The sequence below is a fragment of the Rudaea sp. genome (assembly GCF_057139185.1).
Map to the genome: position 1 here is coordinate 49,957 of NZ_DBNHDN010000038.1, position 15,259 is coordinate 65,215.

Annotated in this window: 14 protein-coding genes; 7 read left to right on the forward strand and 7 right to left on the reverse strand. The window is 61.6% G+C overall.

Annotated elements, in window-relative coordinates:
• Position 1 precedes the first annotated feature (1 nt).
• Positions 2–2,353 (reverse strand): SPASM domain-containing protein, encoded by a 2,352-nt coding sequence (locus tag AC16HO_RS12860; RefSeq protein ID WP_395643702.1) that lies wholly within the window; start codon positions 2,351–2,353, stop codon positions 2–4.
• 307 nt (positions 2,354–2,660) lie between these two features.
• On the opposite strand from AC16HO_RS12860, the gene aroA reads away from it, so the two are divergent.
• A complete protein-coding gene (gene aroA / locus AC16HO_RS12865) occupies positions 2,661–3,962 on the forward strand; it encodes a 3-phosphoshikimate 1-carboxyvinyltransferase (protein WP_484335482.1) in 1,302 nt (433 codons plus the stop codon).
• Between the two features lie 179 nt (positions 3,963–4,141).
• Here aroA and AC16HO_RS12870 read toward each other — a convergent pair whose 3' ends face one another.
• Entirely contained in the window at positions 4,142–4,963 is an 822-nt protein-coding gene (locus AC16HO_RS12870) for an SseB family protein (RefSeq protein WP_484335483.1), read from the reverse strand.
• A gap of 14 nt (positions 4,964–4,977) precedes the next feature.
• Positions 4,978–5,772, reverse strand: coding sequence for a hypothetical protein (locus AC16HO_RS12875; RefSeq protein WP_484335484.1), 795 nt, complete (start codon positions 5,770–5,772; stop codon positions 4,978–4,980).
• A 117-nt stretch (positions 5,773–5,889) separates the two neighbouring features.
• Between AC16HO_RS12875 and AC16HO_RS12880 the strand changes: the two genes are divergently transcribed.
• Both AC16HO_RS12880 and AC16HO_RS12885 read left to right on the forward strand, forming a co-directional pair.
• Positions 5,890–6,168: a helix-turn-helix domain-containing protein gene (locus tag AC16HO_RS12880; RefSeq protein WP_484335485.1), complete on the forward strand. Its 279-nt coding sequence runs from the start codon at positions 5,890–5,892 to the stop codon at positions 6,166–6,168.
• A 152-nt stretch (positions 6,169–6,320) separates the two neighbouring features.
• Positions 6,321–6,572: a hypothetical protein gene (locus AC16HO_RS12885; protein WP_484335486.1), complete on the forward strand. Its 252-nt coding sequence runs from the start codon at positions 6,321–6,323 to the stop codon at positions 6,570–6,572.
• Positions 6,573–6,578: 6 nt separating this feature from the next.
• On the opposite strand, the gene AC16HO_RS12890 is transcribed toward AC16HO_RS12885, so the two are convergent.
• A complete protein-coding gene (locus tag AC16HO_RS12890; protein WP_484335487.1) occupies positions 6,579–7,607 on the reverse strand; it encodes a DNA-binding protein in 1,029 nt (342 codons plus the stop codon).
• Positions 7,608–7,925: 318 nt separating this feature from the next.
• On the opposite strand from AC16HO_RS12890, the gene AC16HO_RS12895 reads away from it, so the two are divergent.
• The 4 genes from AC16HO_RS12895 to AC16HO_RS12910 are packed head-to-tail and all read left to right on the forward strand — an operon-like array spanning position 7,926 to position 10,144.
• Positions 7,926–8,222, forward strand: coding sequence for a type II toxin-antitoxin system RelE/ParE family toxin (locus tag AC16HO_RS12895; RefSeq protein WP_484335488.1), 297 nt, complete (start codon positions 7,926–7,928; stop codon positions 8,220–8,222).
• 13 nt (positions 8,223–8,235) lie between these two features.
• Positions 8,236–9,351 carry a HigA family addiction module antitoxin gene (locus AC16HO_RS12900; protein ID WP_484335489.1) on the forward strand — a complete coding sequence of 372 codons (1,116 nt, stop codon included), beginning with the start codon at positions 8,236–8,238 and terminating at the stop codon, positions 9,349–9,351.
• A gap of 11 nt (positions 9,352–9,362) precedes the next feature.
• Positions 9,363–9,842, forward strand: coding sequence for a hypothetical protein (locus tag AC16HO_RS12905; protein ID WP_484335490.1), 480 nt, complete (start codon positions 9,363–9,365; stop codon positions 9,840–9,842).
• A gap of 53 nt (positions 9,843–9,895) precedes the next feature.
• Positions 9,896–10,144: a hypothetical protein gene (locus tag AC16HO_RS12910; RefSeq protein WP_484335491.1), complete on the forward strand. Its 249-nt coding sequence runs from the start codon at positions 9,896–9,898 to the stop codon at positions 10,142–10,144.
• A 12-nt stretch (positions 10,145–10,156) separates the two neighbouring features.
• Here AC16HO_RS12910 and AC16HO_RS12915 read toward each other — a convergent pair whose 3' ends face one another.
• Genes AC16HO_RS12915 through AC16HO_RS12925 form a run of 3 tightly spaced genes read right to left on the reverse strand, consistent with a single transcriptional unit; the run spans position 10,157 to position 15,255 of the window.
• Positions 10,157–10,507 carry a hypothetical protein gene (locus tag AC16HO_RS12915; RefSeq protein WP_484335492.1) on the reverse strand — a complete coding sequence of 117 codons (351 nt, stop codon included), beginning with the start codon at positions 10,505–10,507 and terminating at the stop codon, positions 10,157–10,159.
• 51 nt (positions 10,508–10,558) lie between these two features.
• A complete protein-coding gene (locus AC16HO_RS12920; protein WP_484335493.1) occupies positions 10,559–13,720 on the reverse strand; it encodes an efflux RND transporter permease subunit in 3,162 nt (1,053 codons plus the stop codon).
• On the reverse strand, positions 13,717–15,255 hold the full coding sequence (locus AC16HO_RS12925) for an efflux RND transporter periplasmic adaptor subunit (protein ID WP_484335494.1): 1,539 nt from the start codon (positions 15,253–15,255) through the stop codon (positions 13,717–13,719). Before AC16HO_RS12925 ends, AC16HO_RS12920 begins: the two co-directional genes overlap by 4 nt.
• Positions 15,256–15,259 lie beyond the last annotated feature (4 nt).

Genomic DNA, 15,259 nt, shown 5'->3' on the forward strand with positions numbered 1-15,259 from the left:
GTCAGCCAGCCGGATCGAAACGAGCCTCGGCGAGAGCGAAACCGAGCCGGCGCGAGTCGCGGCTCTCGCCGCGCTCCATCGGGCAGTAGTCGTCCGAGGTGGCGAACTCGAGCATGATCCGGCCTTGTGCGCGCAACGCGGCGTCGATGCGGAACTCCTGCAGCGCGGTGCCGCGGTTGACGAAGGCGGCGATCTGCCGTCCGTTTACGCGCATTTCGATGCGGTTCCTGCCGTCGATGCCAGCTGGCAGATAGCCGAGCACCTTGATGCGTCCGTCACCGTCCGCGCGCAACTGCAATTGCGCAGCGGGGCGACTCCAGACGATCTTCTCGGCATCGTCCGCGTACCAGCCGTCGAGCAGGCTGGCGCGTCCCGTATCCGGCGCGAGGAAATGCCGTGGAATTTCGGCGGGCAGACGCACCTTTTTGTACGGACAGGCGTTGCAGTGCGCGTCACGCGCGGAAGCGTAGGTTGCGCGGAAGCGCCGATAGGCTTCGCCGTGCCAGAGTTCTGCAAGGCTCGCCGTGTGCAGGTTGCCGAGCATGATGCGATCGCGCTGCTCGCAGCTGACGACGCTGCCATCGGCGAGGACGTGGATGGTTTCCCACGGATCCTGATCGCAGGAATGGATCATCGCACCGGCCGGGATGCTGCCGGGGAAATAACGCGGCTCCTCTGACAGCGGCTCGGCATGTTCGAGCTCGGGCGTCGACGATTCGATCGCGAGTTGCGGGTAGCGCGCACGCACTGTACCGATCCGCGCGTTGAGTTCGGCGATGAAGGTTGGCCGCAAATGGCCATGGTCGAGTTCCGCGATGAAGGTTTCCTCGATCGGGTCGCGCCGGATCACTGGATGCACGGCCAGGCGCGCGATGCCGAGGCGCACGGCGTATTCTGCAATCTCGTCGATCTGCGCCAGATTGCGCTTCATGGCGACGAAGGCGAAATCGACATCGAGCTCGCGTGGCGCGGTCTTCGCGAGCACGATCGCGCCTTCGATGCGTTCGCGCATCGTCGCCAGCGAACTGAATCGGTAGATGTCCTCGAATTGTTCCGCATCGAGGGTATGCAGCGAAATCGTCAGGCGCGTCAGCCCCGAATGCACGAGACCGGCGAGCTTGTGCTCGGGCAGGGCAGCCAGCGTGGTGACGAGCTCGACGCGCGCACCGGTCGAGGCCGCAAGTGTTGCGGCTTCGACGAGGTGCGGATAATGGGCCGACTCTCCGGAATAGTTCAGGCGGATGATGTCGGGCGACTTCAGTTCGGCGATCAGCCTGCGGTACAACTCGAAGTCGAGATGCTGGCCGGCGCCGCGCAGCAGCTTGCGCGAGCAGAACACGCAATCGAACGGGCAGCGCGAGGTCAGCTCGATCCACAGGATGCGCGGTAGCGGCGCGGTGCGCAGCGCGATGGTGTCGGCTTGCACTGCAACCGCTGCACGGTTCGCCGTAGTGCCGGCGTGCGGCAACGCCGTGCGCGGGTCAAAGCCCGCCGCCTGTGCGCGCAACGCATCCATGCGCGCATGCCAGATGCGATGCAACGCAGGCAGATTCAACAATTCGGCCTGCGTCTGCGTGTCTTCACGGCTAATGCGCCGGACGAGTTGCAATGGCGACAGGCGGGTCCAGGCGTTGCGCAGGTCGAACAGCAGGCGGTTGCGTCGCAGAATTCGTTCCACTTCGTCCGCTGCGTAGAACTTGCCTATCGTGGCGCGATGGCGATGTCGCGCCAGCGAACGCGGGCAGAACAGCGTCGCCCAGCCCTCGCGCCAGGCACGCAACCCCCATTCAGCGTCTTCGTAGTAGAACGGCGCATAGTCCGCACTTTCGCTGACATAGCGACACAGCGGGGCGGTGCGGAACAGGGAGGAACCTCCACCCGCGTAGAGGCCATTGCGCACGCCGCCGTCGACTTCCGGCGCCCGGTCGAAAATATCCACAGCGTGTGCATCGTCGGTGAAGTCGGTCCAGCCAGTTTCCTCGCGCCGACGGTCGGGTTCGGCGAAGACGATCTGCGAAGCGACGGCGAACACGTCCACACGGCGGTGGATCAGCGCCTCCTGCAGCGCGTGCGGATCCAGGCACATGTCGCTGTTGAGCAGATAGGTCCATGTGTGGCGGACGCGCTTCAGACCAAATTCGATCGCGGCATTGAAACCCAGCGGTTCGGCAACGAAATGCCACTCGGCAGAACCGAACCGCGAAACCAGGCCGGCGTAGTCAGATTCGCCCACACCGTTGACCACGATGACGATTTGGCTCGGCTCGTGCACCTGGAACAAGGCCGCGTCCAGCGCCGTCAAGGTCTGCTCGAGAAGGTCGGGCGTGCCGCGCTCGGGAATCAGGATGGACAACCCTGGCGCTGTCGCCTGCACAGCGTCATCTACGTTGTGCTTTCGGCCCGGCCAATGAGCCGCCAGTCTGGCAATCGCCAAAGTCAGATACAGATATCCGTAGCGCCAGGCTCTATCGAGTGCGTGCATGTGCATGCCGTCCATTTGCATATGAGGCGAGCTTGTCCGAATGTCGCGAAGGCCTTGAAGTTCCTTGCGCGTCGGTGGAATAGGGCGATATCCCGGCCGCTGTGCTAGTGTTCGCGGTTCGCCGCGCGGGCGTGGGTGCTCGCGGCGGCATGGATGTTTCCCCTGCCAAGACGTACCGATGAGCAATCTGGTTTGGACGAGTTCCTTCGCGCGCGGCCTGAATGGCAGCATGCGCGTTCCTGGCGACAAGTCGATTTCGCACCGCGCTGTGATGTTCGCCTCGCTCGCCGATGGCGTTTCGCGTGTCAGCGGATTCCTCGAAGGCGAGGACACGCGCGCGACCGCACGCGCGTTCGCGCAGATGGGCGTGCGCATCGAGACGCCGAGCGCGAGCGAGCGCATCGTGCATGGCGTCGGCATCGACGGGCTCAAGGCGCCGTCGATGCCGATCGACTGCGGCAATGCCGGTACGGGCATGCGCCTGCTCGCGGGCCTGCTTGCGGGCCAGAAGTTCGACACAACGCTGATCGGCGACGAATCGCTGTCGAAGCGGCCGATGCGGCGCGTGATCGAGCCGCTCGCGCGGATGGGCGCGAAGATCGATTCGAACGAAGGCGGCTTGCCGCCGCTGCGCATCCACGGCGCCGCGTCATTGCGCGGCATCGACTACACCTTGCCCGTGGCCAGCGCGCAGGTGAAGTCGGCACTGCTGCTGGCCGGTCTGTATGCGCAGGGCGAAACGCAGGCGCATGAGCCGCACCCGACGCGCGACTACACCGAGCGCATGCTGCGCGCGTTCGGCTATCCGATCGAATTTTCCGCAGGCCACGCTCGATTGAGCGGCGGCCAGCGCCTGCGGGCGACCGACATCGTCGTGCCGGCGGACTTTTCCTCGGCGGCGTTTTTCCTCGTCGCCGCGAGCATCGTACCGGAATCGGAATTGACGCTGCTCGACGTCGGCATGAATCCGCGTCGCACCGGTTTGCTGCAGGCGTTGCGCCTGATGGGCGCCGATATCCGCGAAACGAATGCGCGCGAAGCCGGCGGCGAGGCGATTGCGGATCTGGTCGTGCGTTACGCCCCGCTGCACGGTATCGACGTGCCGGTGACTCTGGTGCCGGACATGATCGACGAGTTTCCCGCGTTGTTCGTCGCTGCCGCCGTGGCCCGGGGCACGACGCGCGTGAGCGGCGCGGCCGAGTTGCGGGTCAAGGAGTCCGACCGCATCGCGGTGATGGCCCGGGGCCTGCGCGCACTCGGCGCACGCATCCAGGAGACGCCGGACGGCGCCGTCATCGAAGGTGGCGCGCTGCACGCGGGCGAGGCCGACAGCACGGGCGACCACCGCTGCGCGATGAGCTTCTGCGTCGCCGGTCTGGTCGCCGGTGGTGCGGTGCGCGTGCTCGACTGCGCCAACGTCGCGACCTCGTTCCCAGGATTCTTCGAACTGGCCGGAACCTGTGGGTTCGTGCTGGCCTGAGCGATTCATGGGGTGATCTCGGATTTCGTGCAATTTGTGACGAGCCAAATCAATAACACCCTTACAGGTCAATAACTTACCGTTTGAGCGTTTCGCCGAGGGTACCTCGGATTTCGTGCAATTTGTGACGAGCCAAAATTCCGCCTGTACCCCTTCAGTGTGCTCTTGGCTAGCGCCAGTTAGTCATCCCTGCTTCGCTCATAGATTGGACGAACATCGAGAGAATGAACCCACTCCGGCGGCCCCACGGCCGGATCGAACGTGACCAAATCCACCGAGATTTGAAGTCCCGCACAGCAGGTGTAAATCCTGGTCGATACCGCCCGGCCGGCGCGCTCAGCATTCTCCGGAGCGACGCCCGCAGCAAGGATCAGGACAAAGTTCTCGGGATCGTCCAGCCGGATCATTTCGGCCAGATACGCGATTTCGACGTAGGGCAACTGGACGAACATGTCCTGCAGCCGGGCTTCCAGCCAGTCAGGGGCATGGATCGGCAGCCGAAACCCCCTCGTCGTCTCCTCCTGGAGTTGCTCCACATCGATTGGCGCCACGGTGCCGGACTCGAGCAGCCCCTGAGCTTCCTCGGGATACAGGATGACGTGGTCCTCGTTCGGATTGAGGATCAGGGTTGCCCCCAAGGTCACCTCAAAAAAATCCCGCCCGGTCATCGCGATGACCTTGCGCTGTCCTCCTGAGGCTTGGTGCGCCTGTTGCGAATCGCTGAAGAACGGCAAGAGCAAGGCCTGGGTGTCTGGATGGGCAAATTGAATAAATCGCACGCGGCCCGAGTCGTCCGATAGCGGTGCATGCGCATACACCGCGGCATCCAACAAGGCACGAAAGAACGGCACTTCATCCTTCTGTTCTTTGGCACGCCGGCGCAATTTCTCGAGTTCCTGGAGCGAGACTTTGGGCGCCGGCATCGCGGAGCCGGTGAATGGCGAGTCCAGGTACGCCTGGGGTCCGCTCGCCGCCTCGGGATTGATGGAATATCGGGTCACGGGGACGGTTCTCGTTAATTTACGGATCGAGCACGGGTCATGGCATCGAGCACGGCTGCGACCGACGGCGTGCGCGTCGCGTACTCGTCGTGCAAACGAGTGACCTGTTGGGTGAACAGTGTGACGATCGCGCTGATCGGCAGTTCCGCGGGTCGAGCCACCTCTCGGACCGTCCATTTTTCGAGCTTGGCACGGCGAGCAAAGTAGCTGACGGAGTCCGCGAAGACGGTGCCCAGCCGGCTCGACGCGATCCCGCCCCGCTGATGCGTGCTGGCCAGCGAGCGCATCGCCAACTGGGTAAGGTGCATCACCTGGGCGATGCTAAAGATGTGGAGGGCCTCTCTGAGGTTGGACGTCGCGGCCTCCGCCCACTTCGGGTTGTACCCGGATTTCGCCAACTCCCAACCCGCATATTGCACCACCTCGGCCAGCGCTAAGTCCCGCCAGACGTCCAACAGCGCATTGAGAACGTCGTTCGACGGCTCGATGCCGCTCAGCAGCGCGTTCGCCATCGCGTTGCGTTCACGGCAATCTCCGGGAGACCAGCAGATGCGCCAGGCCAGAGTCTGCGGCCCCATCTCGAACCAATCCTTCGCGGTCAGCCAGTCTTCCGCATTCGATAGCGAGAGCTCCGGTTGGATCACACCGAGCGCCTGCAACGCGAACAACATGCGCTGGGAGAAGCTTTCGTGGGGCGAGAGAGGCTCCTTGAGGCGCTGGAGTGGCAACAGCCGAGTGAGAGAACTGTCCGCTCCAGCACGGACCGCGGCGGCGAAATACAGAGTAGCCGTCAGATCGTTCGAATCCACCGTTCACCTTCGAGAAAATGGACGTCGCTGAGCGCAAGTCCATGAAAATGAACACTATAGATTGTAGTCCTATAGGGTTCAATGCGTTGTCATCCGCGAATTCCCGAGAGTTCACGGATGCCGAGCAAACGATCCCTCCCCGCAGCGCTCAAGATGGCTCGCAAAGCGCGCGGCCTGAGCCAGGAGGCGTTTTCCGACGTGTCCAGCCGCACGTACATGAGTTCGCTCGAGCGCGGCATGAAGAGCCCCACGCTCAACAAACTCGCGGCGATCAGCCAGGTTCTGGCCATTCATCCGCTGACGTTGCTGATGCTATCCCACACCGGCGGAAACAACGCCGAAACGGATGCTCTGATCGCCCGCATTCGGCGCGAAATTGCGACCCTCAAATCGTAGGTTCCGAACCGACGAATTCACACCTGCAATTTTTTCATCGTCGGAGACGATGAGGTCGATCGAATCAATCGCCGCTTGCCTCGATATGTAGGTTGCGTCTACCTTGCATGCGGTAATCCCGCCGAGATGTGTGAACAATCGACCCATCCGCGATGAGCGACCTCGTTCAAGAATTCGAATCGCGCCTGACCGACCGATACGGGGAGTTCGTCCCGCCTACCGCTCTGTGGAAAGAGTTGGGCTTCGCGACGCCGGCATCGTTCCGCAAAGCCCTCTCTCAAGAACGCGTCGAGGTTGAGGTATTCGATATTGCGGGGCGTCGCGGTTCCTTCGCGCGGTCAAGGGATATCGCGCAGTGGCAGGCGACGGTTTATGAGAACCGTCGACGCCACGGCAAACAATAACGCCCTCTAGCCGGTAGCCGGCGCCGCTGTCGCGCCTGCAGGCGGTTGCAGTTTGGCGAGCACGTCCTCCAGCGCCTGCAAGCGTGCCTGGGCTTTCAGTGCGTCGCCTTCGGCACTCTGACGCGCGGTGCGCTCCTGGTCCAACGACCGTGTCGTCGTGGCGAGCTCGGCGCGCAGGCGCTCAAGCGTCTGGAGGTCTTGGGTCCAGGTGGCGCGCAAGGTCGCCAGTTCCGCGACGGCCGTCTTGAGCGAGGCGACTTCGTCGTGAGCGGCACGCACCTCGCCGCGTACCTGATGCAGTTCCTTATCCAGCCGCGCCCCATGCTCCGTCAGGCGGCCGTTATCGCGGTTGAGCTGCAGCAACTCGTGATTCTTCTCAGCGATCGTTTCATTCGCCTGGCGCAGCGCGACCTGCAGTTCCTGGATCTGGTGTTCATGCCGCCGCTGGTCTTGATCGCGTTGCTCCTTGACCGAAGTGCGGTAGTGCTCCAGGGCCTCGCGGGCGTGGCGGTGCTTTTCTTCCAGCGACTGGGCATGCGCCTCGTGTTCGGCCAGGCGTGTGTTCAGGCCGGCAATGCGCTCTTCGAGCCCGCGGATCTGAGTTGTCGCCTCCTGAAGCGATTGTTGGGTGGTCTTGTGGGCGATCTTCTCTTCGTGGCAGGCGGTTTCGGTACGTTCGAGTTGGGCTTGCACCGCGGTGTTTTCTTGCCGAGCTTTCTCGAGCTGCTCACCGCGATCCTGAAGTTGTGCGTCGAAACGGCTCTTGGCTTCGGCAATCTTGGTGTCGGCTTCCTCGTTCAGTCGCCCGGCCAACCGGCTCACCAAATCGGCCAGGGTGTCGCTGATCGGGTATTGGCCGCCCAAGCCGCCGGCATCTTCGGCTTCCAACTCCTTCAGATGGCGGTGGATGGTGGTTTTGGATCCCGTGTTACCCAACGCCACGCGTACTGCGTCGACAGACGGATGTTTTCCTTCCGCCAACAAAGCGTTGCGAGCTTTTTCCACTTCGTTTCTGTAGACGCCGCCACGTGCCATGGATGTCTCTCCGATGTATTTCGTACTGTATTACATACCATGTAATTACATACAAAATTTCAGTAGAAAATCAAGATAAATCTGTAAAATTTCATACGGGATAATGTTGAGTTATCCCGTGTTATGTCATCGCCCGGTGGCAAATCGGACTCCACGCAGTACGAATCACCGGAATCGGGCGACTCAAAGGGGTATGTCTCGTGGGTCCCAATGGAGAACGAGTGATCAAACAGAACACGCGATAAACTCTAAATTGACACTATTACACTAAGTGTAATAAGCTCATTGACAACCCTAGTCTTTAATCCTATCCTTGCCATGGACGTGGAATTCGACGATGCCTCGCTACAGAGGCTTGAGGCTGACCCGAAGTACACCGCCGATTTCGACGCTGCCGTGGTTAAGGCGTTCCGAAAACGGATGCAACTGATCCGTGCCGCGCTCGACGAGCGCGCCTTTTACGCCATGAAGTCTTTGCACTACGAAAAGCTTAAGGGGGACCGAGAGGGTCAGCACTCGATGCGGCTGAATGATCAATGGCGCCTGCTCTTGCGATTCAAGCATGAGCCGAACGGCAAAATTGTCGTGATCATTTCAATCGATGACTACCACTGAGGAGGGGCAATGTATGAACAGTGTTGCAGAAGTCTTCCCGCCTGGTGAGTTTCTCCGGGACGAGCTGGATGCTCGCGGTTGGACCCAGACGGAACTGGCCGAAATCATGGGCCGCCCCGTTCGATTGATCAACGAAATCATCGCCGGCAAGAAGGCCATTACGCCTGAGACGGCGATCCAACTGGGCGATTCGCTCGGTACCGGCCCCGAGCTCTGGATGAATCTGGAGAGCCAGTTCCAACTGTCCAAGGTTCGATCGGTGGATGGGCTAATTGCGCGACGCGCTCGCTTGTACGAGCGGTTTCCCGTGCGCGAAATGATCAAGCGCGGCTGGATCGAAACCTCCAAGTCCATCGATGTACTGGAGCAGCAGTTCCTGAAGTTCTTCGACATCCAGGCTCTGGATGCCAACGTCTCGTTCTGCCACGCCGCCAAGAAATCCGAAGCCGACGCGCCGGTCAACATGCTTCAGTTGGCCTGGTTGTTCCGGGCGCGGCGCTGTGCGTCCGAAATCGTCACCAAGCCTTATTCGGAGGCGTTGCTGCGGCAGGCACTCGCCTCGTTGTCTGCGCTCTTGAGCGCGCCGGAGGAAACGCGTCATGTGCCGCGCATCCTGGCTGACTGTGGCGTTCGCTTCGTTGCGGTCGAGCCGATCCCCGGCTCGAAGATCGATGGGGCTTGTTTCTGGTTGGCAAAAGAACAGCCGGTGGTAGCGATGTCGCTTCGGCTCGATCGGATCGACAACTTTTGGTTCGTGCTTCGACATGAGCTCGAGCACGTGCTGTGCCGTCACGGCCAGGAACATGGCTACATCCTCGATCAGGATATCGAAGGTGCTTCTGCCGACCAGGTTAATGGCGAAGAGGCGGTCGCAAATGCCGCTGCGGCCCAGTTTTGCGTGGCCCGTGACGAATTGGCCGGATTCATTGCTCGCGTGTCCCCTTTCTTCAAGGAGGAACGCGTCGTGCTGTTTGCTCAGCGGCTCAATATCCACCCCGGCCTCGTGGTCGGGCAGTTGCAGCGTCACCTGAAACGTTATGACTTGTTTCGGAAGTACCAGGCCAAGGTTCGTTCTTTCGTCACCGCCTCCGCCCTGACGGATGGCTGGGGCGTCGTTCACGCTGAATAAGGAAGCACTCCATGTCCGCTTATTCGAATTCTGTAAAAGATTATGTTGAGCGCTATCAGGCAGAAGCCGGTTCGGATGCGCTCATGGATCCTCACGCCATCGCAGAGTGGGCTTACAAGCGTGGCTTGCACAAGCCGAACCTCAAGACGATCATCGATTCGATCGCGAGCGATATTGCCCAAGTATTCCGCGAAGAGTATCGCATCGATGCAGTCGGCCGCCGGTATCGGGCCAAGCACGCCGCCACGGAAAAACGCGGCAACCGCACGTTGTCGCTGTGGGCTGACCTTGACGATCCCAACGCACCGCATTCGCACTTCGTCAAATCGTTCGCCCAGCGGCGTCAACAGATCGTCGGTGACTGTGTCCAACTCGCCACGGACGTCGATGTCTACAACGACAAGCGCAACCCGGCGGCACCGATCCAGATTCCATTGGATTTCACGCTCGACGTGATGGAGTTGCAACAAGTGCCGCGAAAAGCGGCATGACAGCTTATCCACCGACAAACGATAGCGTACAACCCAATCCGTGAGGCAATGACATGGCCAAGAATGAGAAAACGGGACCTAAAGTGACTAAAGAAGCGGCGAAGGTGCTGAGTGATCCTCATGCCAGCAAGACAGCAAAGTCCCTCGCCGGCAGCGCGCTGGCGCAAGCACATACGAACAAGCAATCCTCAGCGACGACCGCGCATATCGCTGCCAAAGCGATCAATGACGGTCGCACCAGTCAGACCACCCGTTCGCTCGCTGGCAGCGTGCTGACGCAGAAGCCCAAGCGTTCGAAATAATCCGGCGGAGGGTCAGCTTGATGGCGCTCCGGTTATCGAGCGCGCATGGTCTGTCCTCTCTGCCGTGCCCGCTGTCAACTCGCCGACGACGCATCCCTTCGATGACGAAGCGAGGATTCGTGCCCCACCGGAGGATCGAAATTGTTGTCGAAAAAATGCCTTGTTGACGGTGTAGTACGACACCCGAAGAATCTGCACGGTCTGACCTACGGGCGGCAGCCCATCTTGATAGCAGATCTCCAACCGATGGTCGTCCACATGTGAGACCCAGCCGTCGTGAGTCGGATCCGGGTCGCTGCCATGGGCCAACGGCGCCATGATGAGAATCAGGGGTAGCGCAAGGGTTTGAGTGAGCGTTTTCATGGTGGTTCTCCATTACTGGGGGAAGCAACGCCTTCGCAGCGTTGCGCAATGTCACGTCCGTCGAGCGGATGCGAACGAAATTTTTTGGGAACGCGACCTGCTTCGCAGTAGTCGGTAGATGACCGGAACAACGAGCATCGATAACAGCGGCGCGGTGACCATGCCCCCAACCATCGGTGCCGCGATGCGCTGCATGATTTCCGAACCCGTCGCTGCACCGAGCATGATCGGCGCAAGACCCGCAAGGATGACGGCGACGGTCATGGCCTTCGGGCGCACACGCTGGACGGCACCTTCGCGAATTGCGGCTAGCAGCGTCTCATCCGATGCCGGTTCACCCGCGGCAAGCCGGTGCTCCCAGGCGTGCTTGAGATAGAGCAGCATCACGACGCCGAATTCCGCAGCTACGCCGGCGAGTGCAATAAAACCCACTGCCGTCGCAATCGACATCGCATGGCCGAGCAGGTACATGAACCAGAACCCGCCGATCAGGGCGAACGGGATGCTGGCAAGAATCAACCCCGCTTCATCGAAACGACCGAAGGTCAGGTAGAGCAATACGAAGATGATCAACAGCGTCGCCGGCACGACGACGCGCAGACGTGCGACGGCGCGCTCGAAATACTCGAACTGGCCCGACCACGTGATCGAGACGCCGGGCGGTAGGGTCACCTCATGTGCGACACGTTCGCGCATGTCGTTGACGACGGACGCCAAATCTCGACCGCGCGCATCGACGTAGATCCAGCCTGACAAGCGCGCGTTCTCGCTTTTGATCATTGGCGGACCCTCCGCGATGCCGATCTTCGTCACCGCGCCTAGCGGAATCTGCGCACCGCCCGAAGTGACCACTGGCAGATCGCGCAGCTTCTGCACCGAATCGCGCAGCTCGCGTGGATAACGCACGCTGATCGGAAAGCGCCGCCGGCCTTCGACCGTTTCGCCGATCGTCTCGCCGCCGATCGCGGACGAGACGACGCTTTGCACGTCGGCGATGTTGAGTCCGTAGCGCGCCGCAGCGGCGCGGTCGATGTCGACATCGATATAGCGGCCACCCGTGAGGCGTTCCGCCAGAGCCGAGGTCACCCCCGGTACGGTTTTCACGACCTGCTCGATGCGCGCGGCGATCTGATCGATCGTCGCTAGGTCACTGCCGTTGACCTTGACGCCGATCGGACTCTTGATGCCCGTCGCAAGCATATCGAGGCGATTGCGGATCGGCGGCACCCACAAGTTGGTCAGACCCGGCAGGTGCACGGCACGGTCGAGTTCCTCGATCAGCTTGTCTTTCGTCATTCCTGGCCGCCATTGATCCTGCGGCTTGAAGCGTACGGTGGTCTCAACCATTTCCAGTGGCGCCGGATCGGTCGCGGTTTCGGCGCGGCCGATCTTACCGAAGACGCTGGCGACTTCGGGCACGCTACGGATCATCTGATCGGTCTGCTGCAGAATCTGCGCTGCCTTGCCGGCAGACAGACCCGGTAGCGCGGTCGGCATGTACAACACGTCACCTTCATCGAGCGGCGGCAGGAATTCGCCGCCAAGTCGCGAGATCGGCCAGAGTGTGGCGAGCAACAGCAAGGCCGCTACCGCGAGAGTGGTTTTCGGCCAAGACAGCACGGCATCGAGCGCCGGACGGTATATGGCGATCAAACCGCGCACGACCGGATTGGCTTGCTCGTCGGGAATGCGCCCGCGTATCCAATAGCCCATCAGCACGGGAATTAGCGTGACTGACAACCCGGCCGCCGCCGCCATCGCGTAGCTCTTGGTGAACGCGAGCGGTGCGAACAACCGGCCTTCCTGTGCTTCCAGAGAAAACACCGGCACGAATGACAGCGTAATCACGAGCAGGCTGAAGAACAGCGCGGGGCCAACTTCGACTGCAGCCTCGGTGATCAAGTGCCAGCGTTCATCGGCGCTCAATCTCCCGTCGGGATGTGCATGCTGCCAAGCTTCCAGGTGCTTGTGCGCGTTCTCGATCATCACGATGGCTGCATCGACCATCGCGCCGATCGCGATCGCGATGCCACCGAGCGAAAGGATGTTCGCATTGAGGCCCTGCAGATGCATCGCGATCAGTGCAGCGAGCACGCCGAGTGGCAATGCGACGATTGCGACGAGTGCCGAACGCAGATGGAACAGGAACGCCGCGCAGACCAGCGCGACGACCAAGAACTCCTCAATCAGTTTGCCGCGCAGGTTGTCGATCGCACGGCCGATCAGTTGTGAGCGATCGTAAGTTTCGACGATCTCGACGCCGGGCGGCAGGCTGGGTTGGATGCTTTTCAGTTTGGCCTTGACCGCCGCGATCGTCGCTTGCGCGTTCTTGCCCTGGCGCATCAGGACCACGCCGCCCACGACCTCGCCTTCGCCGTTGAGCTCGGCGATACCGCGGCGCATCTCGGGACCCAATTGGATGTGTGCAACGTCGGACAGCAGCACCGGCACACCACCGGCACCGGTCTTCAATGGAATGGCGCGAAAATCCTCCATCGATTTGAGATAACCCGAGACACGGACGACGTATTCGGCTTCGGCGAGTTCAAGCACCGCCCCACCAGCCTCGCCGTTGGCACGCTGCACGGCATCGATCACCTGCGCATGCGTGACGTTATAGGCGCGTAATTTGTCGGGATCGAGCACGATCTGGTACTCGCGCACCATGCCGCCGACGGTGGCGACTTCGGCGACATTCGGCACGCTCTTCAACTCGTAGCGCAGAAACCAGTCCTGCGTCGCACGCAACTCGGACAGATCGTGCTTGCCGCTGTGATCGACCAGCGCGTATTCGTAAATCCAACCGACGCCGGTCGCATCGGGCCCAAGCGCCGTCGATGCCTTCGCCGGCAGGCGCGACTGCACCTGATTGAGGTATTCGAGCACACGGGAGCGCGCCCAATACAGATCGGTGCCGTCGTCGAAGAGCACGTAGACCAAGGCTTCGCCGAAGAACGAATAGCCGCGCACCGTTTTTGCACCCGGTACCGACAGCATGGTCGTCGTCAGCGGATAGGTGACCTGATCCTCGACGAGTTGCGGCGATTGTCCCGGCCACGTGGTGCGGATGATGACCTGCACGTCGGATAGGTCCGGCAGCGCATCGACCGGTGTTTGCTTGAGCGCGTAGACTCCCCAGGCAGCAAGAAAAACCGCAGCGAGCAACACCAGAAAACGGTTCGCGATCGAGGCACGAATCAGGCGCGCGATCATGGCTTGGCCCCGTTGGGTTTCGGAGTGACGCCTGCATCGAGCACAGCGATCTTCGCAATCTCGAAGGCGCCATCGGCATTGCGGAAGAAGCTGAAGCTCACGCGTTGACCGGCGTGAATGTCCTCCGTGGGGATTTTCTGCGGACACACAAACGACATCGTCATCGCGCCCATATTGAGCGAGGCAATCGCATCGGCGTCGATCGTCCAGTCGTGGCCGGCAATGCGCTTGACCGTTCCCGTGGCAAGATGCAGTTCCGGCGTGGGAACCGCGTCGGCTGGTTTTTCCATCGGCACCGACGAACTCGTCTCGCTGTTACCTTCGAGTCTCGCCAATGTGCCGGTCAGGCTCGCTTCGGAGTCGATCAGGAACTGGCCAGACAGCACCACCTTGTCACCGTCCTTCACACCGTCGAGGACCACCGTTTTGCCACCGGACTCGTCGCCGAGGCGTACCTCCTGCGCACGAAAATGGCCCTGACCCGCATCGATGATGACGACATTGCGCAGGCCGGTCGCAATCACGGCCTCGCTGGGTACCAGCACGCTCTCTGCGCCCGCTATCGTTGGGATGATGTCGAGGCTGGCATACATGCCTGGCGCCAATTTGCGCTGCGGATTCTTGAGCACGATGCGCGCGGTCAGTGTGCGCGTTGTCGTATCGACGTCGGGCAACAGAGCTTCGATCGTTCCCGCGAACGTTTCCCCTGGAAATGCCGGCACTCGTGCTACGACTACGGCGCCCGCCGCCAGGCGACCACTTTGCGCTTCCGGGATCGCGGCGTTGACCCAGACGTCGTCGAGACCGTTGATGCGCATCAATGGCATGCCCGCGGCGATCGTCGCACCGTCGCGCACATTGAGTTCGCCGACGACACCGGCGCGGGGCGCGGTCAGGGTGATTCGCGTCTGTGCCTGGCCGCTGCGCTCGATCGCACGAATCTGAGCATCACCGATGCCGAGCAACACGAGCCGCTGTCTTGCAGCCGCACGCAACGGGTCGAGTCCTGGCGTTCGCGCACGACGCAAGGCGAGATATTCCTCCTGTGCCGCCGTCCAGTCCGGTGCGAGCACCGTCAGCAAGGGCTGGCCGGCTGCAACTTGAGTCAGCGGCGCACGCACATGCAGTTGTTCGACGATGCCGGCGACGCGGCTTTGCACGACGCTGACCGCGCGCTCGTCGAACGCGATCGTGCCCGTTGCGCGCACGCTGGATTTCAGTGCGCCTTTTTCGGCCTGTGCGGTACGCACGCCAAGGTTCTGCGCCAGGCGTGGATTGATCGCTACGGTACCTGGCTCAGCACTCGCGCCACCCGCGTATTTCGGCACCAGTTGCATGTCCATGAACGGCGATTTGCCGGGTGCATCGAAATGCTTGTCGGGCACCATCGGGTCGTACCAGTACAGCGGTTTCTCGGCGGACGTCGCCGTCGATGGTGTCAACGGCGGGGAGCGGTAGTGCACCCACAACAGCGTTGCGGTAATGCCTAGAAGAAAAGCGGCCGTCGTCGCGAGAATCGTGATGAGACGTGGCATGGCG

Bases quoted from the DNA above. Each gene is read 5' to 3' on its own strand.
- aroA (WP_484335482.1), top strand. From the start codon at position 2,661: ATGAGCAATCTGGTTTGGACGAGTTCCTTCGCGCGCGGCCTGAATGGC.
- AC16HO_RS12880 (WP_484335485.1), top strand. From the start codon at position 5,890: ATGCCGAGCAAACGATCCCTCCCCGCAGCGCTCAAGATGGCTCGCAAA.
- AC16HO_RS12885 (WP_484335486.1), top strand. From the start codon at position 6,321: ATGAGCGACCTCGTTCAAGAATTCGAATCGCGCCTGACCGACCGATAC.
- AC16HO_RS12890 (WP_484335487.1), bottom strand. From the start codon at position 7,607: ATGGCACGTGGCGGCGTCTACAGAAACGAAGTGGAAAAAGCTCGCAAC.
- AC16HO_RS12895 (WP_484335488.1), top strand. From the start codon at position 7,926: ATGGACGTGGAATTCGACGATGCCTCGCTACAGAGGCTTGAGGCTGAC.
- AC16HO_RS12900 (WP_484335489.1), top strand. From the start codon at position 8,236: ATGAACAGTGTTGCAGAAGTCTTCCCGCCTGGTGAGTTTCTCCGGGAC.
- AC16HO_RS12905 (WP_484335490.1), top strand. From the start codon at position 9,363: ATGTCCGCTTATTCGAATTCTGTAAAAGATTATGTTGAGCGCTATCAG.
- AC16HO_RS12910 (WP_484335491.1), top strand. From the start codon at position 9,896: ATGGCCAAGAATGAGAAAACGGGACCTAAAGTGACTAAAGAAGCGGCG.
- AC16HO_RS12915 (WP_484335492.1), bottom strand. From the start codon at position 10,507: ATGAAAACGCTCACTCAAACCCTTGCGCTACCCCTGATTCTCATCATG.
- AC16HO_RS12920 (WP_484335493.1), bottom strand. From the start codon at position 13,720: ATGATCGCGCGCCTGATTCGTGCCTCGATCGCGAACCGTTTTCTGGTG.
- AC16HO_RS12925 (WP_484335494.1), bottom strand. From the start codon at position 15,255: ATGCCACGTCTCATCACGATTCTCGCGACGACGGCCGCTTTTCTTCTA.